Below are 26,351 nucleotides of genomic sequence, written 5' to 3' on the forward strand. Positions count from 1 at the left end.
GTTTGACCGGTGCCGTACGTCGCTCGCACGCACGCATCGAATAATCTGACGACCAGCTATGAGGTACCCAGTTTGTCCCGTCCCGCCAGCACCATGTCCACAGGCAGGCCCCCTTCACGACGCGGGGCGTTGACGCCCACCCTGATCGTTGTTGCCCTGGTGGTAGTGGGCTTCATCTTCTTCGCCAACGTCTGGACCGACGTCCTCTGGTACCGCCAGCTCGGCTTCATTGAAGTATTCGTGACCGAGAACCTGGCCCGGATCGGCATCTTCGCTGCCGGCTTCGCCGTGATGTTCTTGGCGGTCTTCTTCGCGATCCGCATCGCGTACCACGCCAGGCCGGTTTATGCGCCCGACTCCGAGATCCGGGACAACCTCAACCGGTACCAGGCGCAGCTGGAGCCCGTCCGCCGGGTAGTCATGGTGGGCCTGCCCGTCCTGTTCGGCCTCTTCGCCGGCAGCGCAGCCGCCAGCCAATGGCAGAAAGTCCTGCTGTTCTTCAACCAGGAGCCCTTCGGGCAAACTGATCCCGAGTTCAACATGGACATCAGCTTCTACCTGATGACGCTTCCGTTCCTCGGCTTCGTGACCGGGTTCCTGATCAGTGTGGTGGTCATTGCCGGCATCGCAGGCATCCTTACCCACTACCTCTACGGCAGCATCCGGCTGATGGAACGCGGCGTCTTCACCAGCCGGGCGGCGCAGATCCACATCGCTGTCACCGGCGCCTCCTTCCTGGTGCTCCTGGGCATCAACTTCTGGCTTGACCGCTTTACAACAGTGCAAAGCAACAGCGGGCGCTGGGCCGGCGCCCTCTACACGGACGTCAGCGCCGTCATCCCCACCAAGGCCATCCTCGCGGTGGCAGCGGTCCTCGTTGCCATCCTGTTCGTCGTCGCCGCTGTGATCGGCAAGTGGCGCCTGCCCGTCATTGGAACCGCGATGCTGGTCATCACGTCCATCCTGGCCGGGGGCGTCTACCCCTGGGTGATCCAGCAGTTCCAGGTCCGGCCCTCGGAAGAGACGCTGGAAAAGGAGTACATCCAGCGCAACATCGACAACACGCGGGCCGCCTATGGCCTGGACAAGATCCAGGTAAACCGGTACGACGCCACCAACACGGCCAGCACCGGAGCCCTCGCGCCTGATGCGCAGACCACTGCAAACATCAGGCTGCTGGACCCGAACCTGATCTCGGATGCGTTCTCGCAGCTGGAACAGTACCGGCCGTACTACCGGTTCCCGGACTCCCTCAACGTGGACCGGTACGAAGTTGACGGGAAGGTCCAGGACACCGTGATCGCGGTCCGCGAACTGAATCCGGCCAACGTAGCCACCAACCAGCAGGGCTGGCTCAACCAGCATGTGGTGTATACCCACGGCTACGGCGTGGTGGCGGCCAAGGGCAACAAGTTCACCGTTGACGGCAAGCCGGAATTCCTGCAGTCGGGCATCCCGTCAACCGGCGTCCTTGGTGACGATTCCAGCTATGAGCCGCGGATCTATTTTGGCGAGTACTCCCCGGACTACTCGATCGTAGGGGCGCCGGATGGAGCGCCGGCCCGCGAGCAGGACAGGCCCTCCGGCCGGGAAGGCGAGGGCGAGACCCAGTACACCTTCCAAGGCAACGGCGGACCCAACGTGGGGACGTTCTTCAACCGTGTGCTGTATTCCATCAAGTTCCAGTCCTCGGACCTGCTGCTCTCGGATGGCGTGAACCAGGAGTCCCAGATCCTGTACGACCGCAACCCCCGTGAGCGAGTGGAAAAGGTGGCTCCCTACCTGACCGTTGACGGCAATGCCTACCCTGCAGTGGTGGACGGCCGGGTCAAGTGGATCGTGGACGGCTACACCACCAGCCAGTACTACCCGTACTCCCAGCAGGAGCAGCTCTCGGATGCCACCGCTGACACCCAGACCACGTCCGGCCGGGCAGTCGCCCTGCCCAACAGCACCGTCAACTACATCCGGAACTCCGTCAAGGCAACAGTGGATGCGTACGACGGTTCCGTCACGCTCTACGCGTGGGACGACCAGGACCCGCTCCTGAAGTCCTGGCAGAAGGTGTTCCCCTCGACGCTGAAGCCGTACTCGGAAATGTCCGGTGACGTCATGAGCCACGTCCGGTACCCGGAGGACCTGTTCAAGGTCCAGCGCCAGCTCCTGGGCGAATACCACGTAACCAACCCGTCCACGTTCTACCAGACCAAGGACGTCTGGAGCGTTCCGGCGGATCCTACGGTTGATTCCACCAGCGGCGTCAAGCAGCCGCCGTTCTACATGTCGCTGCAGATGCCGGACCAGGACAAGCCCGCCTTCCAGCTGACGTCGTCGTTCATCCCGCAGATTGTCAACGGCAACGCCCGCAACGTGCTGTACGGCTTCCTTGCCGCTGACTCGGACGCCGGCAACCAGGCAGGGGTTAAGGCGGAGAGCTACGGCAAGCTGCGGCTGCTCCAGATCCCGCCGGAGATCCAGGTCCCCGGTCCGGGCCAGGCGCAGAACAAGTTCAACTCGGACCCCACGGTGTCGCAGGCGCTGAACCTCCTGCGCCAGGGCGCCTCGGAAGTGCTCAACGGCAACCTCCTCACCCTTCCGGTGGGCGGCGGAATCCTGTATGTGCAGCCTGTCTACCTCAAGTCCACCGGCGAGACGTCCTACCCCACGCTGCAGCGCGTCCTGGTGGCCTTCGGCGACAAGGTGGGCTTTGCGCCCACCTTGGATGAGGCACTGAAGCAGCTGTTCGGCGGAGACTCCGGAGCTGCTGCCGGTGACTCGGACAACAACGGCCAGGCGCCCGCCGGTCCCGGCGCCCCTGCCAGCCCCGCGGGTGCGGATGCCAAGGCGGAGCTGAAGGCGGCACTGGACGAAGCTAACGCGGCCATGCAGGCAGGGCAGGCAGCACTGGCTGCCGGCGACTTCGCGGCTTATGGTGAGGCGCAGAACCGGATCGCGGCTGCCCTCAAGAGGGCCGTCGAGGCGGAGTCCAAGATCCCCGTGGCGGCTCCCGAGGCATCTCCCGCTCCCGCGTCCACGGCAACGCCTGAGGCTACTCCTTCGCCCTCGCCGAGTAGCTGACGTTCCTGGTGACTGATTAAACTCGCCCGGTAACTGATTACGCACGACGGCGGGACGCGGCACCTGCTCCTTTCGGGGAGCAGGTGCCGCGTCCGTTTGGCGAGACGGACATCACGCCGCTTCGATTTGGCCTGGTGTTCACGTGCCGGTAAAGTAGTTCTTGCGACGCGGGGTGGAGCAGTTCGGTAGCTCGCTGGGCTCATAACCCAGAGGTCACAGGTTCAAATCCTGTCCCCGCAACTGATGGGGAAGTCCGGACACTGGAAACAGTGTCCGGACTTTTTTGTTTCCCCGGCAGGTGGAAATGCGGGCCGGGAAAATAGGGTAGTGTTGTTTCAGCGACGCGGGGTGGAGCAGTTCGGTAGCTCGCTGGGCTCATAACCCAGAGGTCACAGGTTCAAATCCTGTCCCCGCAACTATGAGAAGACCCCGACCGGCATATCAGCCGGCCGGGGTCTTCTTTTTCCTTGGATACGAGCAGTTCCTAGTATTCTCTTCGCAGAGCCTCACACGTCGTGAGCACTTGGCCAGTCATTCTCGAGAGGAATGTTGTTCGATGTCCACACCCACGAAGAAGCCCGGTACCGCGGCGGGTAAGCGGTCGCGACTCTACTGGGGGGTGCCTGCCGCCCTGGGAGGGCTGGTCCTCGTGGTGTTGATTGCCAGGTGGCTGATGGGACTGCCTGCCGTGGCTTCCTTCGTTGCCGACTACCCGGGCCATTCCGAGCTTCCGGCCGCTGCTCCCGTGGGCTTTCCCGCCTGGCTTGCCTGGCAGCACTTCCTCAACGCCTTCTTCCTGCTCCTGATCATCCGGACCGGGTGGCAAGTGCGCACCACCACCCGTCCCAGCGGCCACTGGACCCGGAACAACAAGGGCCTGATCAAGACCAAGAACCCGCCCACCAAAATCACGCTCGAGCTGTGGTTCCACCTGACGCTGGACGCCCTGTGGATCCTCAACGGCCTGGTGTTCGCTGTCCTGCTTTTCGCGAGCGGGCAGTGGATGCGGATTGTTCCCACGAGTTGGGACGTCTTCCCCAACGCGCTGTCGGCCGCCCTGCAGTATGCCTCCCTGGACTGGCCCACCGAAAACGGCTGGATCAACTACAACGCGCTTCAGCTGCTGACGTACTTTGTGACTGTCTTCATCGCCGCACCGCTGGCCTTCATCACCGGCCTCCGCATGTCAAGCGCCTGGCCAAAAAAGGCGGCAAGCCTCAACAAGGCCTTTCCCATTGAATGGGCACGGGCTGTCCACTTCCCCGTGATGATCTACTTTGTGGCGTTCATCGTTGTGCACGTGTTCCTGGTGCTCGCCACCGGAGCCCTGCGGAACCTCAACCACATGTACGGTGTGCAGGACAACGACGGATGGCTCGGTTTCTGGGTCTTCCTTGCCTCGGTTGTGGTCATGGTGGCGGCCTGGTTCCTGGCCCGACCGCTCTTCCTGCGGCCCGTCGCCTCCCTGATGGGCAAGGTCAGCCGCTGACCCCGGCCCGGCCGCCCGAGGGTCTCAGCTGTCCTTAAGCCGTTGGTACGCCTCGAGGGCCCGTTCCCGGGACTCCGGCAGGTCCACCAGCGGAGCGGGGTATCCCCGCAGTTCACCGCCGGCCTTCCACGGCTCGTGGATGCCTTTTCCGTCCAGCCCTGCCAGCTCTGGGATGTAGCGGCGCAGGTAGTTCCCCGCGGCGTCGAACTTCTTGCTCTGGGTCACGGGGTTGAAGATCCGGTAGTACGGGGACGCGTCCGCTCCTGAGCCTGCCACCCACTGCCAGTTGGCGGGATTGCTCGCGGCGTCGGCGTCCACCAGGGTGTCCCAGAACCAGGCCTCCCCGGTCCGCCAGTCCGCCAGGAGGTTCTTGACCAGGAAGGACGCCGCCGCCATCCTCACCCTGTTGTGCATCCAGCCGGTCTGCCAGAGCTGCCGCATCCCGGCATCAACGAACGGGTATCCGGTGCGCCCCTGCTGCCAGGCCTTCAGTTCATCGCTGGCCAGGGACTGCCACTCAAAGCGGTCAAACTCCGGCCGGTAGTTACGGGTGGCAAGTTCCGGGTTCGTGTACAGCAGGTGCCAGCAGAACTCGCGCCAGCCGAGCTCGGAACGGAAGATCCCGACGTCGGCCGGCACATTACGTGGAAAGCGGCCGCGGGTTTCCCGCCAGACCCTGAAAGGGCTGACCTCGCCGAAGCGCAGGTGCGGAGACAGGCGGCTGGTCCCTTCCACTCCCGGCACATTGCGTCCGGTCCCGTAGTCCAGCGCAGGGCCGTCCAGGAAATCCTCCAGCCGCCGGTGGGCACCTTCTTCCCCCGGCTCCCAGGTTTCGGCCAGCCCCCCGCTCCAGTCGGGGGAGGAAGGCAGGAGCTGCCAGCCCTCAAGACCTTCCCCGGCCGGCGTGGCACCTCTTTCCCGGGGCGGGGCCGGCAGCTTCAGCGGAATCTCGAGGGGGTCGCGCACGTCACCGTTCGCGAGGCAGGCCCGCCAGAACGGTGTGAACACTTTGTACGGGCCGCCGGCGCCGGTGCGGACCGTCCATGGTTCAAACAGGAGATTCGCCTGGTAGCTCGAGGCTTCAATGCCGTTTTTTCCGGCCCACGACTTGACGGCCGCGTCCACTGTGCGTTCCGGGAGGCTGTAGCGGCGGTTCCAGAACAGGTGGCCTGCGTTGGTCTCGGCGGCGAGTTGCCGCAATACCTCCTGCGCCGGGCCGCGGCGGAGGACCAGCCGGTTGCCCTTGGCCTCGAGCGCCGCCGCAAGGGAGGCAAGGGAGTGATGCAGCCACCACCGGGCTGCACCGCCCAGTGGCCGGACGCCCTCGGACTCCTCGTCAAGGATGAAGACCACCGTCAGGGGCAGGCCCAGCGCAGCTGCTTCCACCAAGGCCGGATTGTCGTCCAGCCGAAGGTCGTCGCGAAGCCAGGCGATGGAGGTTGCACCGGAGGAATCCATGGCACCACGCTACACAGGGACACGGACAAGTAGGGGCCAGGGCCATCAGTGGCCCCGGCCCTACGTGTTCAGTGCAGAAGCGGCGGCATGTCCCGCCGCCGGTCAGAGTTTGTCGAAGTCAGCTTCGTCCACGGTGGATGCTGAGGCGGCGGAACCGGAGGCGCCGATTGCCGGCTTGGACGAATTGCCCTGCTTCAGGGCCGCCAGGCGGGCCTCAATTTCCACCTGCTCGCCAAGGTCCTCCAGCTGGTTGAACTGCGCGTCCAGGCTCGAAGCTGCAAGCTCCTGCTGACCGCGGACCTTGGCCTCCTCGCGGCGGATCTTTTCCTCGAAGCGGCCCACCTCGCTGGTGGGATCCATGAAGTCGATGCTCTTGATGGCGTCGTGGACCTGGGACTGGGCCGCAGCGGTCTTGGACCGTGCCACCAGCTCGTTCCGCTTGCTGGTCAGCTCGTTAAGCTTGCCCTTCATCTGGTCCAGGCCAGACTTGAGCTTTTCCACCACTTCACGCTGCGAGGCGATGCTGGGCTCTGCGCCCTTCGCCTCATTCTCGGCCGACATCTGGCGCTGCAGTGCCACCTTGGCCAGGTTGTCGAATTTTTCGGCGTCAACGTTGTCACCGCTGGCCCGGTATTCGTCCGCCTTGCGGGAGGCTGCAAGGGCCTTGTTGCCCCAGTCCTGGGCGTTCTTGATGTCCTCGCGGTAGTCGTCCTCAAGCATCCGCAGGTTGCCGATGGTCTGTGCGACGGCGGACTCGGCCTCAGCGATGTTGTTGGTGTAGTCCCGGACCATCTGGTCCAGCATCTTCTGCGGATCCTCAGCGTTGTCCAGCAAAGTGTTGATGTTCGCCTTAGCCAGCTGCGCGATGCGGCCGAAAATGGACTGCTTAACCATGGTGTTACCCTTTCGTCCTGCTCTGTGGTGACCACTGAAACCAGTGAACAATTATGTGGTGCCTTGCGCGTAGGCGGGATGGCACAGCGTGGGCCGATCGGGGTTCTAGAAGTCTCCGCCGCCGCCGGAATCGCCGCCCCAGCCGCCCATGTCTCCGCCGCCGATGTCTCCGCCACCCCAGCCTCCGCCGTCGCCGTGGCCGCCGCCCCAGCCCGCACCGCCGCCATGGAGGATTGAGTTGATCAGGATGCCGCCCAGGATGGCGCCTCCCAGGCCCCCGCCGCCGCCACCGCCGAACATGCCGCCGCGGCCGTAGCCCTGGTTGGCGTAGCCCCCGAAATGGTCCACATCCGCCTGCGCCAGCTGGGCGGCCTGCGCAGCCAGCGCGTGTGCCTGCTGCGCGTACGTGAGGGCCGTGACCGGATCGGTGCGCGAGATGGACAGGGCGTAATCGAGGTTCCGCTGCGACTCGGCAAGCCGGGTACGTGCCTCAGTCCCCACACCGCCGCGGCGTGCGGTGATGTAGTCCGATGTTGCGCTGATCTGTGCCTGGGCAGACATGATGGTCTGCTGGAGCGAGGCCTGGGCCCGGCGCGCCTGCTCCTGCTGGTCCCTGATGCCGCTGAGGGCCTGGTCCAGCGACTGGTGGGCAGTCTCCACCCGCTGCAGGGTGGCGATCGGGTCAATCTTGCCGCCCTGGATTTCCGCCTTGACCTCTGCGAGGGCGCTTTCGACGCCGGCCACGGGGCCAGCCAGTTCGGGGTGTGCGCCGGACTGGATCATGGCCCTTGCCTGGGCGAGGTCCTGCGAGGTGTCCACAACGGCGCCCTCGAGGCTGCTCCTGGCCTCATCAAGGCTAGATGAAACCTTGGCGATGGCATCGAGGAGGACGTTCGTCTGGTGCAGGCTCTCCTCGGCTGCCCGGACAGCTACTGCGGCCAGGCTGCCCTCGCCCTCACCCAGCTTCTGCTGAGCGGTGGCGGTGGCATTCTGAACGAACGCCAGGCGCTCCTTGGCCTGCAGGATGTTGTCCGAGACCTGGGTGAGGGCGCTCTCGGCATACTTCGAGCGGAGCGCAGTGAGTGACTGCTCGGCCGTGTTGATCTTCGCGTCTGCTTCCCGCGCACCGGCATTGACCGCGGCCAGGGCCTGAGGAGCGTTCTTTTCGAGTTCGCGCAGGGAATCGAAGTCCGCTTTCTGCTCCTGCAGCGAGGTGAGAGCGGCTTCGGACCGGCGGATGATTTCGACAAGCCAGGTCCGCTGCTGTTCTTCGGTGTCAGGAATGTGGTCGTCCAGTTGCTGCTGCAGCTTGAAGGATTCGCTCAGGTGGGCCTTGGCTTCGTCCAGGGCCTTGGTGAAGTTCCCGACGGCGGAATCTCCGTACTGCGCCTGGGCGAAGCCAAGCTCCTGCTCACTGGACTTGATGGCGTCGTCAGCCTCGATCAGCAGGGAGCCGCTCTTGCGGCGCAGTTCCTCGATGCTCAGCGAAGCCAGAGGATCCGCCGGAGCCTCCTGGCCGCCATATCCTGCGCCAGCCGCCTGGCCGGCAGCCTTCTTGCGCTTGTTGCGGAAATACAGGTAGGCGCCGGCGCCACCGGCAGCGACGATTCCGGTCCCCACCAGGACAGCTGCGCCGGCACCGTCGCCGGGGACGTTGCCGCTGCCGCCGCCGGCTGCATCGCCAACTGCCGCTGCGGCGTTGATCGCCGCCTGCGCGTAGTTGTCCTTCGCGAGCTCCGGGCCGATGGCCTTGCTCTTGATGTTTTCGACCTGGGCCGTGGTGAGCTTACTGCCACCCTTGTTGAGGACGTACTGCCTGGTATCGGTGGCAACCGCGAAAATCAGTGCGTTGGACCCGAGATTGGCCTTTTCGGCCACAGCGTCTGACCACTTTTCACGATCGGCGGGGTTCTCGAACTTCTTAACGATGACGACGTGCAGCACGGTGGCGTGGTCCGCACCAAGCTTCTTGATGGCGTCCTGGACCTCACCCTTTTTCGACCCGAGGACTCCCGATGGATCCACAATTTTGGTTGCGGGATCCAAGGTGACCGGATCTTCGGCCCACGCCGCGCCGGCGGGTATCGCCAGGAAAGCGGTGAGGCCGATCACGGCGAGGATACGTTTGAACTTTGACCGCATGTGCAACCCTTCAGCACGCCTGACACCAGTTCGGGACGAACCGGTCGTCTCAGAATGCACGGCGCCCCCACGCTTGGTGTGAAGCCGCAGGTCGCTGTGGCAATTCATCTTGATTCTATGGTGCACCCCAGAGCCCGTCCATCGGCCCGACTATGCCACCAGCGAAACCCCCGGACCATCCGGCCCGGGGCCGAAAAGCGTTCAGGAAGCTCTCAGCAAACATCCGAGCTTGTTCCAGCCCGGGAGTCCATAGTTAATGCAGACGAGGATGAAAGGAAGTCCCATGACTGAGAACCAGACGCCCGGGCAGGCCCCCAGGAACGGCGGCCCGGACCGGGATCCCTGGGAACAGCAGCACCCCGGCCAGCCGGAGGACAATGCCGCCGGACCCGGTGAGCCCGGCCCGCGGGAGTACCCCACGGAGCGGCTGGACCGGCCCGGAGACAACCCCACGCAGGAGATCCCCGGAACTCCGCGTCCGGCCTATCCCCAGCGGCAGCCGTTCTACGGACAGGACAGTTCCCACGAGCCGGCGTACGGTCAACAGCAGGCACCGCAGCCCGGCTACGGTTATCACGGCCAGGGCAGCCAGTACGGAGCCGTGGGCCTTGCCCCCAACCCCAAGGACGCGCCGCGCCGGAAAGCGTCCTTCGGCGTCGGTACGCTCGTGGCCAGCATCCTCGCTGCTGGATTGGTGGGCGGCGGAGTGGCCACGGTCGGTTCCGCGGGACTGGGTAACACCGGTGCCGGCACCACGGTGAGCGGCAACAGCCAGCCCGGCACGGTCATCGTCAACAACCAGGACAACGTGAATGCCATCACGGCTGCTGCCGTCAAGGCGTCCCCCAGCGTGGTGACCATCAGCGCATCCACCGGCAGCGCCGGCGGCACTGGCTCCGGCATCATCCTCAACGACCAGGGGCATATCCTCACGAACACCCACGTGGTCACCCTGGACGGCCAGACGGCCAACGCAGCGCTCGAAGTCCGTACCAGTGACGGGCGCGTCCTCGGCGCCAAACTTGTGGGCACCGACCCGCTGTCCGACCTCGCGGTCATCAAGGTGGACAACGCCTCCGGCCTCACCCCCGCAACCTTGGGCGACTCCGGAAAGCTAAACGTGGGGGACACCGCCATTGCAATCGGTTCGCCCCTCGGCCTGACCGGCACCGTGACGGACGGTATTGTCTCAACGCTCAACAGGACCATCAGCGTGGCCTCCGCCGCCGCGCCGGAAGGCGATAAAGCAGAGGACGACGGCGGCTTCCAGTTCGCACCTCCCGGCGGCGGCGAAGCCCGGCAGCCGGCCAACCAGGGCGAGATATCCATCAACGTCATCCAGACGGACGCCGCCATCAACCCTGGCAATTCCGGCGGTGCCCTGGTGAACAGCAGCGGCGAAATCATCGGCGTCAACGTTGCCATCGCATCGGCGGGCTCGAGCGCATCGTCCACCAGCGGCAACATCGGCGTCGGCTTCAGCATCCCCATCAACCACGCCAAGCGCGTCGCCCAGGAAATCATCGACACCGGCAAGGCTTCCCACGGCCAGCTGGGCGTCAGCGTTCGGAAGAAGGCGGCATCCAGCACCTCATCGGAGTTCTCAGTGGGCGCGGACGTTGCCACTGTGGAAGCGAATTCGGCTGCGGCAAAGGCCGGGATCAAGGTGGGCGACGTCATTACGAAGTTCAACGACCTCGCCATCGGTGAACCCAACCAGCTGACAGCGGCTGTCCGCGAACAGCGTGCCGGTGCCAGCGTGAAGATCACCGTCCTGCGCAACGGCGCGGAACAAACCTTCGACGTCACCCTCGGCTCCGCTGCGGGCTAGCAGCAGCGCCCGCCAAGGCGTAATCAGCAATGCCCGACGCCGGCGTCCCCACTTTGGGGGCGCCGGCGTCGGGCATTTGCACGGTGGGCAGGCAGCGGGGGCAGGGCAGCGGTGCGGATGTCCAGCCCACTGACACAGGCGTTAACGGAAGAGGGCGCCGGGGCGCGCCTATATGGTTAGCTAGGAGCTACCCGCATGCCGGGGCATTCCGCGGCCATGACCTCACCCGGCTGGCTGTCCACAAGCATGGAAGGCTGCTGTAAATACAGTGGAAGATACATTGAAGATCATCGTCCTGGTCAAGCATGTACCGGACGCGCAGTTTGACCGCCACCTCAATGGGGAGGACTACACAACTGACCGCGACGAGAGCATCCTGTCCGAGCTTGACGAATACGCACTCGAAGCCGCGCTGCAGCTGGCCGAAGCCCGCGGGGGAGCCAAGGCAGGCAACCAGGTCATCGCGCTGAGCATGGGCCCCTCGGGCGCGGTCAACGCCATCAAGAAGGCGCTGCAGATCGGAGCGACCGAGGGCGTGCACCTCACGGATGACGCACTGGCCGGTTCGGACGCCGCCGCCACGTCCCTGGCGCTGGCAGCAGCCGTCCGGCACCTGGGCAGCGTGGACCTGGTCATCACCGGCATGGCGTCAACCGACGGTGAAACCTCCCTGGTTCCCGCCCAGCTGGCGGAACGGCTCGGCCTGCCGCAGGTCACCTTCGCGTCCACGCTGGAGGTCGACGGCGGACGCCTCACCGCCCGCCGCGACGCTGACACGTCGTCAGAGACGGTGGAAGCCCCGCTCCCGGCTGTCGTCTCCGTGACCGACCAGATCAACGAGCCGCGCTACCCCAACTTCAAGGGCATCATCGCAGCCAAGCGCAAGAGCATCACCACGCTCTCGCTCGCTGACATCGGGGTGGACCCGGCGCAGGTGGGGCACGCCGGTTCCTGGACCCGCGTGCTCAGTGCGGAAGAACGTCCGCCCCGGACCGCCGGGACCATCATCACGGACGAAGGCGACGCCGGCATCAAACTCGTTGACTTCCTGGCCGCCCAGAAGCTGCTCTAAGAGGGACCACAGACATGGCAAAAGTACTTGTATTCATTGACAACCCCGGGGCCGCGCTCAAGAAGAGCAACCTTGAACTGCTCACTTTGGGCCGCTCACTGGGCGAGACAGCAGTTGCGCTGAACGGGACGCTGCACGACGACGTTGCGGCCACCTTTGCCGAGTACGGCGTCAGCACGGTGCTGCTCCCCTCGGCAGCGGACCTCGATGACTTCCTTGTTGCCCCGAAGGCTGCCTACCTGGCAACTGCGGCTGAACAGGCCGGGGCCGGCATCGTCCTGCTCGACAATTCGCCTGAGGGCAAGGAGATCGCCGCGCGGGCGGGAATCCGCCTGAACGCCGGCGTCATCACCGACGTCGTTGCTGTGGACGCTGACGGCACGGCGCACAAGTCAGTCCTCGCGGGCTCCTACAACACCGCTTGCAAGGCCTCCACCGCGGTCAGCGTGCTGACGGTGAAGGCCAACAACGTCACCCCGGAACCGGCTGCGGCGCCAAGCTCGCCGGAGACCGCCACGGTGGAGGTTCCCGCCGGCAGCACGGCCGCGGCCGCCCGCATCACCGCCCGGGAGCAGAAAGTAGCCAGCGGCCGCCCGGACCTGACCGATGCCCGCATCGTCGTCGCCGGCGGCCGCGGCCTTGACGGCGACTTTGGCCCGGTTGAGGAACTTGCCGACGCCCTGGGCGCAGCCGTGGGTGCCTCCCGCGCCGCCACCGACGCCGGCTGGATCAGCCACGACGCGCAGGTGGGCCAGACCGGCAAGACGGTGTCCCCGCAGCTCTACATCTCGGCGGGAATCTCCGGTGCCATCCAGCAGAAGGCCGGCATGCAGACGGCGAAGGTGATCGTAGCCGTCAACAAAGACGCTGAATCACCGGTTTTCGAGATCGCGGACTTCGGCATCGTAGGCGACCTCTTCGATGTCCTCCCGCAGGCCACGGCTGAGATCAAGAAGCGAAAAGGCTGACATCTTGGCTTCCTCTCCTGCACAGGAACAGAGCCCGTTCAACCCGGACATCCACCGGATTGGGCGGGTGCTCTGTTTTGCGGCGCATCCTGACGACATCGACTTCGGTGCTGCGGGCACCATCGCCGGCTGGACGGCGGCCGGGGTCCACGTCAGCTACTGCATTATGACCGACGGCGACGCCGGCGGCTTCGACCCCGCCCACCGTGCGGACATCATCGCCCTGCGCGGCGCTGAACAGCGCCGGGCCGCCGAGCTGGTGGGAGTCACTGACATCCACTACCTTCACCAGCGGGACGGCTACCTCGAGGCGTCGCACGAGGTGATGAAGGGCGTGGTGAAGCTGATCCGGGAAATCCGTCCCGACGTCGTGCTTTCAATGCACCCGGAACGGAGCTGGAAGCGCATCCAGAAGAGCCACCCCGACCATCTGGCCGTAGGGGAGGCCGTGACCCGCGCCGTTTACCCGGCGTTGGAGAATCCATTCGCCTACCCTGAACTGGCCGAAGCCGGCCTGGAGGCCTACAAATTGCCATGGCTGTGGCTCTATGCCGGGCCGGAGGAACGGGAGAACCATTTTGTGGACGTCACAGAGCACGTGGAGTCCAAGCTCCGCGCCATCCATGTCCACGTCAGCCAGCATCCCGACGTGGAGGCGATGGAGGCTACCGTCCGCCGGGGCATGAAGTTCAATGCCGAACGGGCCGGCCTGGTGGAGGGACGAAGCGCCGAGGCATTCCATGTGGTTGCGGTCAACGGTCCGGGAACTATCGCCGGCTTCTGACAACTTTCCCGGCTGACCACACGCAAAAGCGCCCCGCACCATTTCCTGCCGGAAGATGGAACGGGACGCTTTCGGATGGTGCGGGAGCCTGTCCCTACGCACCCAAGCGTGCGGCGGCCACCGTGGGCAGCGTGGGCGACTTGGATCCGCCCACCGGTTCAACGGTGATCCCCAGCGCTGCTGCGGAGGAGATCCCTTCCACCACAGCCGGCTTGGAGAGGGCTTCTTCGTCCATCAGGCCCTGTGATACGGGCGCCGAACCATCCTTGGGGATCAGCCACATCTGGTACACCTTGCCCGCGGGCGGTGCGGGAACGCCATTCATCTTGACAACGGCGGCATCCTCGGATGAAGAAATGAGCAGGGTGGCGGTACCGCCGCCGGCCACATCCACCGAGGCTTCCCGCAGGTCCCCGGCCCGTACCACCTGGTTGACGGGATCGTTCTGGTCCGCCAGGTACGAACCCACTCCAACCCCGCCGAGGGCGATGGCGGCTGCCGCGGCCACTCCGGCGAGCCAGCGGCGGCTACCGGAAGGCCGGCGCCGTTCTGCACGGCGCTGCCGCGCCTTGGCGAGCTCGTCCCCGGCGGGCGTGGCGGCAGGCCCTGCAGCTGCGGCCGGGGCGTCCGCTTCAGGTTGGCTGCCCTGTGCAGGAAGTTGGGCAACGATGCGGTCGAAGAGGTTGGCCGGTGGCTCTTCCTCAACCCGGAAGGTCCTGGCCAAAGTTTCCCTCGCTTGGCGTACCCGGTCGAAAAAGGCGGTACGTTCCGCTGCCGGGGCAGCCGAGATGTACTGCTCGATCGCCCGGCGTTCTTCGTCGGTCACCGCGTCCAGGGCATACAGTTCCGCCAGTTCCACGGCCCGGCCGGAAGCCAGGTCCATGGCCACGGTGTCGCCAAACGAACCGGAACGGCCGTTGCGGCCGTGGTTCATGTCACTCATCTCAACTCACCTCCAAACAGGTCTTCAGCCGGAGTAATCCGTCACGGATCCGGGATTTTATGGTCGGTACTGCTGCGTTCAGGCGCTCGGCAACTTCCCGGTATGTGAGGCCGCCGTAGTAGGCCAGGCGCACCGACTCCTGCTGCGTCTCGGTCAGCGTTCCAAGGCAACGGACCACGGACTCGGCTTCCAGCCTGCTCCCCACCTGGTCAGACACTGTGTCGTGGTCGATGTCCTGGGTGCTGGCGCCGTATTTGGCCTCGCGATCAGTGGAGGACTGGGAGGACCGGACCCTGTCCACGGCACGGCGGTGCGAAATGGTCATCAGCCAGGAGAGCGGGCTCCCGGCTTTGGGATCGAATTTCGCCGCGTTCTGCCATACCTGGAGGAAGACTTCCTGCGTGGTGTCTTCGCTGAGTTCGGGGTCGATCAGCACGCGGCGGGCCATACCGAAAACCCGGCGCGACGTGAGCTGGTAGAACTCGGCGAAGGCTGCCTGGTCGCCCCGGCCTATGCTGTCCAGCAGGACTGAAAGCCGGTGGCTGAGGTCGGCCGGAGGATCTGTCACCGCGGCACGGGCCTCGGAATGCGGGGCTTGGGAATGCGGCGCCTCGGGATGCGGGGCATTGGGGGTTTCCATTACTACCAAGCATAAGTCTCCGGACCGTGAATCCTCAGCAGAGCCGCCCCGGCTGCTGCGGGAGGTCCTGGAACGTGACTCCAGCAATGTCACCTGCAGCTCCTTGAACACGATGGAATGTTGTCGGGAGTGATTCGACGCCGCAGCAGGGGCGGATGGGTTGGCTGGGAAAAAGAAGCGGCCCGCCGAGGGTGTGCCTGAACCGCGCAGGTCAGATCCGGGCGCCGGCGAACCCCTGCTGGCGCCAGGCCTCGTACACGGCAATGGATGCGGCGTTGGCCAGGTTCAGGGAGCGCAGTGCCGGCAGCATGGGCAACCGGACGGTGGATGTGACATGGGGATCCGCCTTCAGTTCCGGCGGCAGGCCCACGGATTCCCGCCCGAACATCAGGACGTCACCCGGCTGGTAGGAGATGTCCGTGTAGCTGGCGGCTCCGTCCGAAGTAAAGGCGTATACCCGTTCCGGCTTCAGGTGCCGCCACGCGTCCTCGATGCTCGGGTGCACAGTGACGACGGCGAGGTCGTGGTAGTCGAGTCCGGCCCGGCGGAGCTTCGCATCCGAAAAGTCGAAGCCGAGCGGTTCCACGAGGTGCAGTTCGGCCCCGGTGATGGCTGCCAGCCTGATGGCGTTGCCGGTATTGCCGGGGATTTCGGGGGCGTGGAAAAGGATGCGGAACACGCTTCCATCCTAGCGACCGTTGCGGGTCCAGGCCGTCCGGGGTCAGTGCATGCCGCGCAGCAGCCTGGCCAGCACCGGAACGTTCACCGTATTGGGGGCCGGCCCGGCGGCGAGGAATTCCTTGAGGCCGCGGACCATCCCTGCGGCATTAACCACCTGTACGGCCTCCAGCCCGCCTGCTGACCGGCGGTGGTTGTCGATCACCGGCTCATGGAGGTTGCCGCCCGGACTGAGCACCACGGTCCAGCCTGTGACATTCAGCTCCGGGAAGATGTCCTGCATGGCGCGCACCACGTGCGCGAGCTGCGGCGGGGGGATGGCACGGCCCCCGTGGTTCAGGGTCCGGCCGTCCCAGGCATAGGCGCCTTTGGGCAGCAGCATGGAGCCGATCAGCGCCAGCCGGTACCCGGACAGCACAGCATGGTCGATGTGGCTGTTGTCTGCGGGGGACTGGAGGCCATTGATGAGCCTGGCGGCCGGAATTGCCGGCAGTACCTGTCGGGTGAGGAGCTGGACGGTGCGCATCTCCCGCTGGATGCGTGCCTCGGCGCCGAATATTCCACGTTTCCGGGGCATTCCGTGGACCTGTTGGCTGGCGAGTGCCAGCGGGACCAGGGGAACTTCCCCGGCGGGAAGGCTGTCGTACGCCGGGACGTAGACCGGGGGATCGCCGGCGGTGTTGCGGGCGTTGCCTGGCCGGTGCACGGTGGCAGAAGCGCGGCTGCCTGCCGGCGGGGCGTCGAAGTGCGGCTCCCTGTCCGACTCGTCACCGCGGACAGTGCCGGCGGCGTAGGAGCGGTCGTAGGCTTTCCTGCGGATGGGGTCGATGAGGGTTTCATAGGCCCGTGTCACCCGCCGGAATGCCGCGGCGTCGCCCCCGTGATCCGGGTGGGCCGTTCGGGCAGCCCGGCGGTAGGCCACCTTGATTTCCTTTTCCGTGGCTGTCACCGGCACGCGAAGCACCTGGTAATACGAGCTGCTGCTCTCGGTCAAGCACCCATCCTTCGGTTGATCCGGCCAGTCTTCGCATGTAGCCAGGTCTGCACAGTTTAACGGCCCTTCCTGGACAACGAGGTTCCGGCCCTGCAGGGTTCCCTGCGGCCCGCCGACCCTGCGTGACGGCGCCCGGGCGCCGGATGTTGGCCCGGGCTGCGCTGCCCCTAGACTCGTGCATGCGGCCGTCCGGGCCGCCGCAGGATGCATTGGGGTAGGAATGAAAATGCCGACGACGGCGGGAACGGCCCGCGGGGCCGGGCGGCGGACCGTGCCGCTGCTGGCAGCAGCACTGGCAGCCCTGCTCGCGGGCGGCTGCAGCATCGATGTGCGGGACCCGGCCGTTCCGGAACCTGTGGCCAGCACGCCCGCAGTGGCGACGCCCACCATAACGCCGGGCCACGACGCTGAGGCAGTAGCCGGCCGAGACCTGCCCTTTGCTGCCGGCGGCACCCTGGCCCCGGGGGTGCCGGTTGGAATCTCGGATGGACTCAAGGAAGCTCCGGGCTGGAAGGCCGGGAGCCGCAACGTCGCGGGCGAAAGCCGGTACACCAAGGCGGACGGATGCCTGGTGGCCGCCAAGACACGCACCAGCCAGAACGCCCTTGCCCGGGCTGATGACCGGGAATCGACCATTGCCCTCTTCGAATACCTTGATCCGTCCATCCTCCCCGGCTACCTGAAAACGGCGACCCTGCAGTGGGGCGCGCCCCAGGAAGGGCCAGGGCGCACGGTGGAGGTGCTGGCACTGGAGCAGGCAGCGAAGCCGGGCGGCAGGACAACCGCTGTGCTGGCCAGGCTATTCGGCACTGCCGGCTCGTCGGTCTATGTCTCCATCTCCTGCCCGGACGCCGCCACGCTCGCCGCGGCCAAGGCCGACGTCGTGCGTTTCCTGCCTGTGCTCCCGCCGGCCGGCTAGCAGCCCCAAAGGGCAGCCGCTCCTGCCTGGAGGCATGGACAGTAGAATTGGGAGGTGCCCGTTTACCTGGACCATGCCGCAACCACGCCCCTCTCACCCGAGGCGCTGGCTGCCTTGACGCGTGAGCTCGCGCGCACCGGGAACCCCTCCTCCCTGCACGGCTCCGGCCGCCGCGCCCGCCGCGCCGTGGAGGACGCGCGGGAGGCAATTGCGGCTGCGGCGGGAGCCCATCCCTCGGAAGTCATCTTCACCTCCGGGGGCACAGAGTCCGACAACCTGGCTGTCAAGGGCCTCTACTGGTCCCGGATGGCAGAAAACCCTGCACGGCGCCGCATCCTGTGTTCCGCCGTCGAGCACCATGCCGTCCTGGACACGGTGGAGTGGCTGGAGCGGCACGAAGGCGCCGAGGTGGCATGGCTTCCCGTGGACAGCGAAGGGGTTGTGGACCTGGCCGCGCTGGAAGCGGAACTCGCCCGTGACCCGGACACTATTGCACTGGCCACGGTCATGTGGGCAAACAACGAGGTGGGCACCATCCAGCCTGTCAGCCGGATCGTGGAACTGGTCCACGCCGCAGGGGTGCCCGTGCATTCGGACGCGGTACAGGCATTCGGTTCGCTCCCTGTGGACTTCAGGGCCTCCGGCCTGGACGCCATGTCAATCTCCGGGCACAAAATCGGCGGACCGGTGGGGGTAGGGGCCCTCCTGCTCGGGCGGGCGGTGAAACTGACACCCGTCCAGCACGGTGGCGGCCAGGAACGCGACGTCCGCTCCGGCACGCTGGACACCGCCTCCATCGCGGCCTTCGCGGCGGCTGCGGAAAAGGCAGCGGCCACCCTGGGGGAGGAATCGGCACGGATCGCTGCCCTCCGCGACCGGCTGATTGACGGCGTCCGTGAACAGGTTCCGGAAGCCGTCCTGCGGGGTGCCCCCGGGAGCGGCCGGCTCCCCGGCAACGCGCACTTCACCTTCCCCGGCTGCGAAGGGGACTCCCTGCTGTTCCTCCTGGACCTGGCAGGGGTGGAATCATCTACGGGTTCCGCGTGCACGGCAGGGGTGCCGCGGCCTTCGCACGTCCTGCTGGCCATGGGCCTGGACGAGGAGACTGCGCGCGGAGCGCAGCGGTTCACCCTGGGCCACGCATCCGTGGAGGCCGACGTCGATGCGCTGCTGGCCGCGCTCCCCGGAGCCTATGCACGGGCGCGGCAGGCGGGCATGGCGGGACATGAATCCACTATCCAGACCGCAGGAACCCTGGCCCGCCGGGTCTCGGTCCAAGAATGACGGGAGCGTTACCCGCGCCCGTCGAATTGACACCGCCGTAGAATAGATAGGCGAAGATCGTTTCCGGCTGGCTGCCCGCCTTTTAGGCCAGCCTCCGGCAGTTCGGCCCCGGAGCCGGAAGTACCCCAACAGAAAGCAAACATGCGAGTTCTAGCAGCCATGAGCGGCGGAGTCGACTCCGCCGTTGCCGCCGCCCGCGCCGTCGAGGCAGGGCACGACGTCGTCGGCGTGCACCTGGCGTTGTCCCGCATGCCCGGAACGCTGCGCACCGGAAGCCGGGGCTGCTGCACCATTGAAGACTCCCGTGACGCCTGGCGCGCCTGCGATGTGCTGGGCATTCCGTACTATGTCTGGGATTTCTCCGAGCGGTTCAAGGAAGACGTCGTCCAGGACTTCATCGATGAGTATGCCGCCGGCCGGACGCCCAACCCCTGCATGCGCTGCAACGAGCGGATCAAGTTCGCGGCACTGCTGGAGAAGGCCATAGCACTGGGCTTCGACGCCGTGTGCACGGGACACTATGCCAAGGTGATCGAGGACGCTGACGGCAACCGCGAACTCCACCGCGCAGCTGACTGGGCCAAGGACCAGAGCTACGTCCTGGGCGTCCTGACGCACGAGCAGCTCAAGCACTCAATGTTCCCGCTCGCTGACACACCTTCCAAGGCTGAAGTGCGTGCAGAGGCGGAGCGGCGCGGCCTGTCCGTCGCCAACAAGCCGGACAGCCACGACATCTGCTTCATCCCCGACGGCGACACCGCCGGATGGCTGGCGGAAAAGATCGACATGTCCACCGGGGACATCGTGGATGAAACGGGCAGCAAGGTAGGTGAACATCCTGGCGCCAACGCCTTCACCGTGGGCCAGCGCCGAGGACTGAAGCTGGGCACGCCTGCCGCCGACGGCAAGCCGCGGTTCGTCCTTGAGATCCGGCCCAAGGAGAACAAGGTTGTGGTAGGCCCTGAGGCGCTGCTGGCGATTGACGAGATCCGCGGCATCAAGGTGTCCTGGGCCGGGCTGCCCATCGCTGAAGTGGGAACCGGCGGGGAGTTCGCATGCCACGCCCAGGTGCGTGCGCACGGCGATCCCGTTGCTGCCACGGCACGCATGGAGCCGGCCGGCCAGGACACGGAAGAGGGCGGAGGCCAGCTTGTCGTCCGGCTCACCACTCCGCTGCGCGGAGTGGCCCCCGGCCAGACGATAGTCCTGTACCAGGGCAGCCGCGTGCTGGGCCAGGCCACGATCGACGCCGCCCGCTCCCTTCAGCGCGCCGCACTCTAGGCCATCGACTTCGAGCACCGTCCCGGTTCCGCCGGGGCGGTGTTCTTTCTTGTGTGCGCCATGGCGGGAGCGGCCCATTCAGGTAAATTTTGTGTCTCAACTCACAAAATAGCCGCGTCTGAGGGTTGACTCTCTGATTGAATCTAGCCATCAGCACCGCGCGCTTCCGCCTGGACACACGTACCCATCAGCGGTCGGCGGGCGCGCACTCATCGAACAGAAAGTTCACGGATGACGAAGAGCAACAAAGCACTGCATGGCGCAATCGCGCTCGCAGGCATCTCCGCACTCGCACTGACTGCCTGCACGGGCCCCTCAGGCGGCGGCGGAACCTCAACCGGCGAGCCAGGGGGCGGTGCCATCACCTACGGCACCACGGACAAGGTGGTCACCCTCGATCCCGCCGGATCCTATGACGGCGGATCCTTCATGGTGATGAACCAGATCTACCCGTTCCTGCTCAACTACAAGCCCGGAACTGCCGACGCCGCGCCGGACATCGCCGAGTCCGCCTCCTTCACCAGCTCCACCGAGTACACGGTGAAGCTGAAGCCCGGCCTGAAGTTCGCCAACGGCAATACGCTGGATTCCTCGGACGTGGTGTTCTCCTTCAAGCGGGTCAAGGCCATTGACGATCCCAACGGCCCGGCCTCACTGCTTTCGAACATGGAAAAAATCGAGGCGACGGACCCCAACACCGTGGTGTTCACCCTTGCGGCCGGAAATGACCAGGTGTTCCCTGGCGTCCTGGCCTCGAACCCCGGGCCGATCGTGGACGAGCAGGTCTTTCCGGCGGACAAGATCATGGACGACGACGCTATCGTCGCCGCAAAGCCCTTCGCCGGCCAGTACACCATTGAAAGCTACAAAAAGAACGAACTGGTCAGCTTCAAGCCCAACCCGGACTACCAGGGCCTCCTTGGCAAGGCAGCCAACGGCGGCGCCACGCTCAAGCACTACGCGGACCCGAACAACCTGAAACTCGACGTCCAGCAGGGCAACATTGACGTTGCAGGCCGCATCCTCACGGCAACCGACGTGGCCGACCTGGAAAAGGACTCCAAGGTCAAGGTCCACAAGGGCCCCGGCGGGGAACTGCGCTACATGGTCTTCAACTTCGACACCATGCCGTTCGGCGCGAAGACTCCCGAAGCCGACCCCGCGAAGTCGCGGGCCGTGCGCCAGGCGATAGCACACCTCGTTGACCGCGACGTTATCGCTTCCCAGGTCTTCAAGAACACCTACACCCCTGTCTATTCCTACGTCCCCAAGGAATTCGAAGGAGCAGCGGAACCGCTGAAGAGCCTGTACGGCGACGGAAACGGCAAGCCAAGCGTAGACAAGGCCAAGAAGGTACTGGCTGACGCCGGCGTCACCTCCGTGGTGGACCTGAAACTGCAGTACACGGACCGCTACGGTACCTCAGCTGCCGACGAGTACGCGCTGGTCAAGGAGCAGCTCGAGAAGTCCGGTCTCTTCACCGTTGACCTGAAGTCCACGGAATGGACTACGTACACCAAGGAGCGCCGTGCGGACGCCTACCCTGTCTACCAGCTGGGCTGGTTCCCGGACTACTCGGACGCGGACAACTACCTGACCCCGTTCTTCATTCCGGGCAACTTCCTCGGCAACCACTACGAAAATCCCGCAGTCACGGAGATCGTCAAGAAGCAGCTCGTCACCACGGACAAGGCGGAACGCAGCGATCTCCTGGGCCAGGCCCAGGAGGCCATCGCAAAGGACCTCTCAACGCTTCCGCTGCTGCAGGGCGCCCAGGTCATGGTGGCCGGCACGGATGTCAAAGGAATCGAGAAGACCCTGGACGCGTCGTTCAAGACCCGTCTTGGCGTGATGTCCAAGTAGGCCCCCGAACAATCCGGCTCCGGCCTAAGAGGGGGCGGGACACGGTGCGCCTGCTCAGGTGCGCGTGCCCCGCCCCCTCTGCTGGTCGGGAACCGGGTGCATGCCCACCGCAGGCACCGCAACAACAACCTGAGGCACCATGACTACATTGATCGACGCGCCGCCAACAGACGCGGACGGACTGCTTCCGGCCGCCAAGAAGTCCTCCGGCGGGGGACTGGGACAATACATCCTGATCCGTTTCCTGCTGATTTTCCCCACCATCTTCATTCTGGTGACCATGGTCTTCTTCCTGATGCGGATCACGGGGGACCCTATCACCGCGGCCATGGGCGGCCGCCTGCCCGAGGACCAGCTCCAGGCGCGGATCCAGGCTGCCGGCTATGACCGGCCCATCCTGGTCCAGTACTTCGAGTACCTCGGCCAGCTGGCCACCGGCAACTTCGGCCGCACGCTCACGGACAACCGTGCCGTCGTCGAAATGCTGACCACGTACGGCTCAGCCACCCTGGAACTGAGCATCAACGCACTCCTCGTTGCCCTCCTGGTGGGCATCCCCCTGGGCATGGTGGCGGCCCACCGCCGGGACAAGGCGCCGGACGCCGTCCTGCGGGTTTTCGCCATTCTTTGCTACGCAACGCCCGTGTTCTTCGCCGGCATGCTCCTGAAGCTGACCTTCTCTGTCTGGCTCGGGTGGCTGCCGGTGGCCGGGCGGGCCAAGACCTCCAGCGAACTCGCCCTGACCTCGCTCCAGGCCCCCACCGGGATCTATTGGCTCGATGCCCTGCGGAGCGGCAACATGGCCGCGCTCGGAGACGTCCTGGCGCATGCGGTCCTGCCTGCGGTGGCACTGGGACTGCTGACGGCAGGGATCTTCCTCCGCCTGGTCCGGACCAACGTCATCGGCACCCTGGGCAGGGACTACATAGAGGCGGGGCGGTCCAGGGGAGTCAGCGAATACCGCCTGGTCACCAAGCACGCCTACAAGCCAGCGCTCATCCCCATCATCACGGTGATGGGCTTGCAGATAGCCGTCATGCTTGGCGGCGCGGTACTGACCGAGAAGACGTTCGAATGGAAAGGCCTGGGATTCCAGCTGGCCAACTACCTCACCGCGCGGGACTTCGTGGCTGTGCAGGGAATCGTGGTCCTGCTCGCCATCATCGTGGCCATGACCAACTTCATCGTGGACATTATTGCCGCGCTGATCGATCCCCGCGTGAGGTACTGAGCATGAACATCCCGACTGTTCCCGTCCCCATGGAAAATCCCAGGGCACCCTGGTACCGGCGCCTGCCGGTGGTTTCCCACTTCAACAAGAGCGTGGGCCTCCAGCGCGGCATGCTGGTGGCCGGCCTGATCCTCACCGGCATCTTCGTCCTGACAGCGCTCTTCGCGCCGCTGCTGGCACCCTACGGCTTCTCCCAGCTTTCCGACGCCGACGGCAACTTCCCCACGCAGGAGGCCCCCGGAGGCAAGCATCTTCTGGGCACAACCGTGGGCGGTTACGACGTCCTGTCCCGTGTCGTCTGGGGAGCGCAGACGGCCATCCTGGTGATCGTGGTCGCCGTTGCCATGTCCATCGTCCTGGGTGTTGCCCTCGGCCTCGTCAGCGGCTACCTTGGCGGGTGGCTCGACCGGATCCTTGTGGTCATCGCCGACGCCGTGTACGCTTTTCCGTCCCTGCTGGTTGCCATTGTCATGGCCATTGTCATCAGCGGCGGCCAGTCCAGCCTGCTTGGCGGCATCTTCGCTGCCGGCACCGCGATCACACTGGTGTTCATTCCGCAGTATTTCCGGGTGATCAGGGCGGAGACGGTCCGGCTCAAGGCCGAGCCGTTCGTGGAGTCGGCCAAAGTGGTGGGCGCTTCCAACATCCGCATCATGACCCGCCATATCTACCGCAACGCCACCCGCACCCTGCCGCTGATCTTCACCCTCAACGCTTCCGAGGCCATCCTGACCCTAGCCGGGCTGGGGTTCCTGGGCTTCGGCATCGAGCCGAGCTCGGCGGCTGAATGGGGCTTCGACCTCAACAAGGCGCTCGCCGACACCACCTCCGGCATCTGGTGGACCGGCCTGTTCCCGGGCCTGGCGATTGTACTCACCGTGGTGGGCCTGACCCTGGTGGGCGAGAGCATCAACGACCTGAACGATCCGCGGCTCCGGGGCCGCAAGAGCACGGGCGGCAGTTCGCCCGCGCCGGTGGACACCGCCGCCATCGCAACAGAAGTGAGGGCATCATGACCGTCAACATCGATCCGTCGTCCGGGGCCGGCTCCGGCCACGAGTCCGGCGGCGGCCGTCCGGTCCTTGACATCGACCACCTCCAGGTCACCTTCGCCACCGACGGCGGCCCGGTCCATGCCGTCAAGGACGTCAGCCTGGAGGTCCGGAAGGGGGAAGTGCTGGCCATCGTGGGGGAATCGGGGTCCGGCAAGACGGTGACCGCCAAGACCATCCTGGGCCTGCTTCCGGAAACAGCCAGCAGTTCCGGGGCAGTGGTGATCAACGGCGCTGACGTGATCAGCGTCAGTGCCGCCACACTGCGCCAGATCCGGGGCCGCGACGTAGCCATGGTGTTCCAGGAACCTTCAACGGCCCTGAACCCGGTGTTCACCGTGGGCTGGCAGATCGCCGAAGGCATTCGCGCACACGCCGGCAGCGGCGGAAAGCGGGTTTCGGCCAGGGATGCCAGGTCCCGCGCCATCGACGCGCTCCGCAAGGTGGGCATCCCCGACCCCGAACACCGCGTCAACTACTACCCCCACCAGTTCTCGGGAGGACAGAAGCAGCGGGTGGTCATCGCCGCGGCGCTGGCGCTGAATCCGGAGCTGATCGTCGCCGACGAGCCAACTACGGCCCTCGATGTCACGGTCCAGGCAGAGATCCTGGAATTGCTGCGGGACCTGCGGGACAAGTACGGCACGTCCATTGTGCTCATCACCCACAACATGGGGGTGGTGGCGGACCTTGCCGACCGCGTTGTGGTCATGTACCAGGGCGATGTCGTGGAGGAGGCGCCGGCCCGCACCTTGTTCGCTGAACCCAAGCAGGACTACACCCGGAAACTGCTCGCGGCCGTGCCGCACCTGGGTCACAACTCGGCGTCGGAGGGCCTGACAGGGCGGGCCCACCAGGATGAGGAAGTCCTGGTGGAGGCCAGGAACCTCACCATCGAATACCCCGGCAGGCTGGGAACGCCGGCGTTCAAGGCTGTGGATGGCGTCAGTTTCACCCTGTCCAGGGGCGAGGTCTTCGGGCTGGTGGGGGAGTCCGGATCGGGGAAGACCACCATCGGCCGCGCAATCGCCGGCCTCAACAGGACCACCGGCGGCAGCCTCAAGGTGCTGGGCTACGAGATGCTGAACCTTAGGGAACGCACCTTCAAGCCGCTCCGGAAGGACATCGGCTTCGTGTTCCAGGACCCGGCAGCGTCCTTCAACCCGCAGCTGACCATCGGGGACTGCATTGCCGAACCCATGGTCATCCACACGAAGCCAAGCCCGGCCCAGTTGCGCAAGCGCGTCGGTGAGCTGCTCGAATCAGTCCAGCTGCCGGCGTCGTATGCGGGACGCTATCCGCACGAACTGTCCGGCGGGCAGCGGCAGCGTGCGTCCCTCGCCCGGGCACTCAGCCTGAACCCCCGCCTGCTGATAGCGGACGAGCCGACGTCGGCCTTGGATGTTTCGGTGCAGGCGAAGGTCCTGGAGCTGTTCAAGGACATCCAGCGGGAGTTCGGTTTTGCCTGCCTGTTCATCAGCCACGACCTGGCCGTCGTGGACACGCTGTCCTCCTGGGTGGGCGTGCTCTATAAGGGCAGGCTGGTGGAGCAGGGAATCGGGAACCAGGTGATGGGGAACCCGCAGCATGACTACACCCGGCGGCTCATCGCGTCACTGCCGGTGCCGGACCCGGAGGAACAGGCACGGCGCCGGGAGGAACACCGGGCACTGCTCGGCATCTGATGGGTTGCGGACCGGGGGCCCACTTGTATGTGGCAGGCGCCGGTGCCGGTTGCGGCGCCGGCGCT

20 protein-coding genes and 2 tRNA genes are annotated in these 26,351 nt (G+C 65.7%); 15 read left to right on the plus strand and 7 right to left on the minus strand.

Going from position 1 to position 26,351, the window contains the following annotated elements; translation table 11 throughout:
* Nucleotides 1-93 precede the first annotated feature (93 nt).
* From Q9R30_RS12710 to Q9R30_RS12725, 4 genes are all read left to right on the plus strand, one after another.
* Nucleotides 94-3,078, plus strand: a complete 2,985-nt coding sequence (locus Q9R30_RS12710; protein ID WP_311217806.1) for a UPF0182 family protein — start codon at nucleotides 94-96, stop codon at nucleotides 3,076-3,078.
* Nucleotides 3,079-3,244: 166 nt separating this feature from the next.
* A tRNA-Met gene (locus Q9R30_RS12715) sits at nucleotides 3,245-3,318 on the plus strand.
* A gap of 102 nt (nucleotides 3,319-3,420) precedes the next feature.
* Nucleotides 3,421-3,494: transfer RNA gene (locus Q9R30_RS12720), tRNA-Met, on the plus strand.
* A gap of 140 nt (nucleotides 3,495-3,634) precedes the next feature.
* Nucleotides 3,635-4,567 (plus strand): cytochrome b/b6 domain-containing protein, encoded by a 933-nt coding sequence (locus Q9R30_RS12725; protein ID WP_311217775.1) that lies wholly within the window; start codon nucleotides 3,635-3,637, stop codon nucleotides 4,565-4,567.
* A gap of 24 nt (nucleotides 4,568-4,591) precedes the next feature.
* Here the strand turns inward: Q9R30_RS12725 and Q9R30_RS12730 are convergent, their stop codons facing one another.
* The 3 genes from Q9R30_RS12730 to Q9R30_RS12740 form a co-directional block, all read right to left on the minus strand.
* A complete protein-coding gene (locus Q9R30_RS12730) occupies nucleotides 4,592-6,025 on the minus strand; it encodes a deoxyribodipyrimidine photo-lyase (RefSeq protein WP_311217776.1) in 1,434 nt (477 codons plus the stop codon).
* Nucleotides 6,026-6,127: 102 nt separating this feature from the next.
* Nucleotides 6,128-6,919, minus strand: a complete 792-nt coding sequence (locus Q9R30_RS12735) for a PspA/IM30 family protein (protein WP_104998473.1) — start codon at nucleotides 6,917-6,919, stop codon at nucleotides 6,128-6,130.
* 105 nt (nucleotides 6,920-7,024) lie between these two features.
* Nucleotides 7,025-9,061: a TPM domain-containing protein gene (locus tag Q9R30_RS12740; protein WP_311217777.1), complete on the minus strand. Its 2,037-nt coding sequence runs from the start codon at nucleotides 9,059-9,061 to the stop codon at nucleotides 7,025-7,027.
* A gap of 283 nt (nucleotides 9,062-9,344) precedes the next feature.
* Here Q9R30_RS12740 and Q9R30_RS12745 point away from each other — a divergent pair, with 283 nt between their 5' ends.
* From Q9R30_RS12745 to Q9R30_RS12760, 4 genes are all read left to right on the plus strand, one after another.
* Nucleotides 9,345-10,892, plus strand: a complete 1,548-nt coding sequence (locus Q9R30_RS12745; protein ID WP_104998471.1) for a S1C family serine protease — start codon at nucleotides 9,345-9,347, stop codon at nucleotides 10,890-10,892.
* Nucleotides 10,893-11,172: 280 nt separating this feature from the next.
* The gene (locus Q9R30_RS12750; RefSeq protein ID WP_104998470.1) at nucleotides 11,173-11,964 is read left to right on the plus strand and encodes an electron transfer flavoprotein subunit beta/FixA family protein; all 792 of its coding nucleotides are present in this window, start codon (nucleotides 11,173-11,175) and stop codon (nucleotides 11,962-11,964) included.
* Between the two features lie 14 nt (nucleotides 11,965-11,978).
* Nucleotides 11,979-12,932 (plus strand): electron transfer flavoprotein subunit alpha/FixB family protein, encoded by a 954-nt coding sequence (locus Q9R30_RS12755; RefSeq protein WP_311217778.1) that lies wholly within the window; start codon nucleotides 11,979-11,981, stop codon nucleotides 12,930-12,932.
* Nucleotides 12,933-12,936: 4 nt separating this feature from the next.
* Complete coding sequence (locus Q9R30_RS12760) at nucleotides 12,937-13,716, plus strand: PIG-L deacetylase family protein (protein WP_104998468.1); 780 nt, start codon at nucleotides 12,937-12,939, stop codon at nucleotides 13,714-13,716.
* 94 nt (nucleotides 13,717-13,810) lie between these two features.
* Here the strand turns inward: Q9R30_RS12760 and Q9R30_RS12765 are convergent, their stop codons facing one another.
* From Q9R30_RS12765 to Q9R30_RS12780, 4 genes are all read right to left on the minus strand, one after another.
* Complete coding sequence (locus Q9R30_RS12765; RefSeq protein ID WP_311217807.1) at nucleotides 13,811-14,650, minus strand: anti-sigma factor; 840 nt, start codon at nucleotides 14,648-14,650, stop codon at nucleotides 13,811-13,813.
* Nucleotides 14,651-14,660: 10 nt separating this feature from the next.
* Entirely contained in the window at nucleotides 14,661-15,299 is a 639-nt protein-coding gene (gene sigK / locus Q9R30_RS12770; protein ID WP_104998467.1) for an ECF RNA polymerase sigma factor SigK, read from the minus strand.
* Nucleotides 15,300-15,510: 211 nt separating this feature from the next.
* Nucleotides 15,511-15,978 (minus strand): tRNA (cytidine(34)-2'-O)-methyltransferase, encoded by a 468-nt coding sequence (locus Q9R30_RS12775; RefSeq protein ID WP_104998466.1) that lies wholly within the window; start codon nucleotides 15,976-15,978, stop codon nucleotides 15,511-15,513.
* Nucleotides 15,979-16,020: 42 nt separating this feature from the next.
* Nucleotides 16,021-16,971: a J domain-containing protein gene (locus Q9R30_RS12780; RefSeq protein ID WP_104998465.1), complete on the minus strand. Its 951-nt coding sequence runs from the start codon at nucleotides 16,969-16,971 to the stop codon at nucleotides 16,021-16,023.
* A gap of 226 nt (nucleotides 16,972-17,197) precedes the next feature.
* On the opposite strand from Q9R30_RS12780, the gene Q9R30_RS12785 reads away from it, so the two are divergent.
* The 7 genes from Q9R30_RS12785 (at nucleotide 17,198) to Q9R30_RS12815 (ending at nucleotide 26,286) form a co-directional block, all read left to right on the plus strand.
* Nucleotides 17,198-17,890 carry a hypothetical protein gene (locus tag Q9R30_RS12785; RefSeq protein WP_311217779.1) on the plus strand — a complete coding sequence of 231 codons (693 nt, stop codon included), beginning with the start codon at nucleotides 17,198-17,200 and terminating at the stop codon, nucleotides 17,888-17,890.
* 54 nt (nucleotides 17,891-17,944) lie between these two features.
* A complete protein-coding gene (locus tag Q9R30_RS12790; protein WP_104998463.1) occupies nucleotides 17,945-19,174 on the plus strand; it encodes a cysteine desulfurase family protein in 1,230 nt (409 codons plus the stop codon).
* 141 nt (nucleotides 19,175-19,315) lie between these two features.
* Complete coding sequence (gene mnmA, locus Q9R30_RS12795; protein WP_104998462.1) at nucleotides 19,316-20,455, plus strand: tRNA 2-thiouridine(34) synthase MnmA; 1,140 nt, start codon at nucleotides 19,316-19,318, stop codon at nucleotides 20,453-20,455.
* Between the two features lie 231 nt (nucleotides 20,456-20,686).
* Nucleotides 20,687-22,318: an ABC transporter substrate-binding protein gene (locus Q9R30_RS12800; protein ID WP_311217780.1), complete on the plus strand. Its 1,632-nt coding sequence runs from the start codon at nucleotides 20,687-20,689 to the stop codon at nucleotides 22,316-22,318.
* A gap of 139 nt (nucleotides 22,319-22,457) precedes the next feature.
* Nucleotides 22,458-23,549, plus strand: coding sequence for an ABC transporter permease (locus Q9R30_RS12805; RefSeq protein WP_157241750.1), 1,092 nt, complete (start codon nucleotides 22,458-22,460; stop codon nucleotides 23,547-23,549).
* 2 nt (nucleotides 23,550-23,551) lie between these two features.
* Nucleotides 23,552-24,565: an ABC transporter permease gene (locus tag Q9R30_RS12810; RefSeq protein WP_311217781.1), complete on the plus strand. Its 1,014-nt coding sequence runs from the start codon at nucleotides 23,552-23,554 to the stop codon at nucleotides 24,563-24,565.
* Nucleotides 24,562-26,286: an ABC transporter ATP-binding protein gene (locus Q9R30_RS12815; RefSeq protein WP_104998458.1), complete on the plus strand. Its 1,725-nt coding sequence runs from the start codon at nucleotides 24,562-24,564 to the stop codon at nucleotides 26,284-26,286. The genes Q9R30_RS12810 and Q9R30_RS12815 overlap by 4 nt, the downstream gene beginning before the upstream one ends.
* Nucleotides 26,287-26,351: the final 65 nt, after the last annotated feature.

The organism is Arthrobacter sp. AB6 (assembly GCF_031844545.1).
Lineage (GTDB): Bacteria > Actinomycetota > Actinomycetes > Actinomycetales > Micrococcaceae > Arthrobacter.

Bases quoted from the DNA above. Each gene is read 5' to 3' on its own strand.
- Q9R30_RS12765 (WP_311217807.1), bottom strand. From the start codon at position 14,650: ATGAACCACGGCCGCAACGGCCGTTCCGGTTCGTTTGGCGACACCGTG.
- Q9R30_RS12730 (WP_311217776.1), bottom strand. From the start codon at position 6,025: ATGGATTCCTCCGGTGCAACCTCCATCGCCTGGCTTCGCGACGACCTT.
- Q9R30_RS12710 (WP_311217806.1), top strand. From the start codon at position 94: ATGTCCACAGGCAGGCCCCCTTCACGACGCGGGGCGTTGACGCCCACC.
- Q9R30_RS12740 (WP_311217777.1), bottom strand. From the start codon at position 9,061: ATGCGGTCAAAGTTCAAACGTATCCTCGCCGTGATCGGCCTCACCGCT.
- Q9R30_RS12785 (WP_311217779.1), top strand. From the start codon at position 17,198: ATGCCGACGACGGCGGGAACGGCCCGCGGGGCCGGGCGGCGGACCGTG.
- Q9R30_RS12745 (WP_104998471.1), top strand. From the start codon at position 9,345: ATGACTGAGAACCAGACGCCCGGGCAGGCCCCCAGGAACGGCGGCCCG.
- Q9R30_RS12805 (WP_157241750.1), top strand. From the start codon at position 22,458: ATGACTACATTGATCGACGCGCCGCCAACAGACGCGGACGGACTGCTT.
- Q9R30_RS12815 (WP_104998458.1), top strand. From the start codon at position 24,562: ATGACCGTCAACATCGATCCGTCGTCCGGGGCCGGCTCCGGCCACGAG.
- sigK (WP_104998467.1), bottom strand. From the start codon at position 15,299: ATGGAAACCCCCAATGCCCCGCATCCCGAGGCGCCGCATTCCCAAGCC.
- Q9R30_RS12810 (WP_311217781.1), top strand. From the start codon at position 23,552: ATGAACATCCCGACTGTTCCCGTCCCCATGGAAAATCCCAGGGCACCC.
- Q9R30_RS12800 (WP_311217780.1), top strand. From the start codon at position 20,687: ATGACGAAGAGCAACAAAGCACTGCATGGCGCAATCGCGCTCGCAGGC.
- mnmA (WP_104998462.1), top strand. From the start codon at position 19,316: ATGCGAGTTCTAGCAGCCATGAGCGGCGGAGTCGACTCCGCCGTTGCC.
- Q9R30_RS12755 (WP_311217778.1), top strand. From the start codon at position 11,979: ATGGCAAAAGTACTTGTATTCATTGACAACCCCGGGGCCGCGCTCAAG.
- Q9R30_RS12725 (WP_311217775.1), top strand. From the start codon at position 3,635: ATGTCCACACCCACGAAGAAGCCCGGTACCGCGGCGGGTAAGCGGTCG.
- Q9R30_RS12735 (WP_104998473.1), bottom strand. From the start codon at position 6,919: ATGGTTAAGCAGTCCATTTTCGGCCGCATCGCGCAGCTGGCTAAGGCG.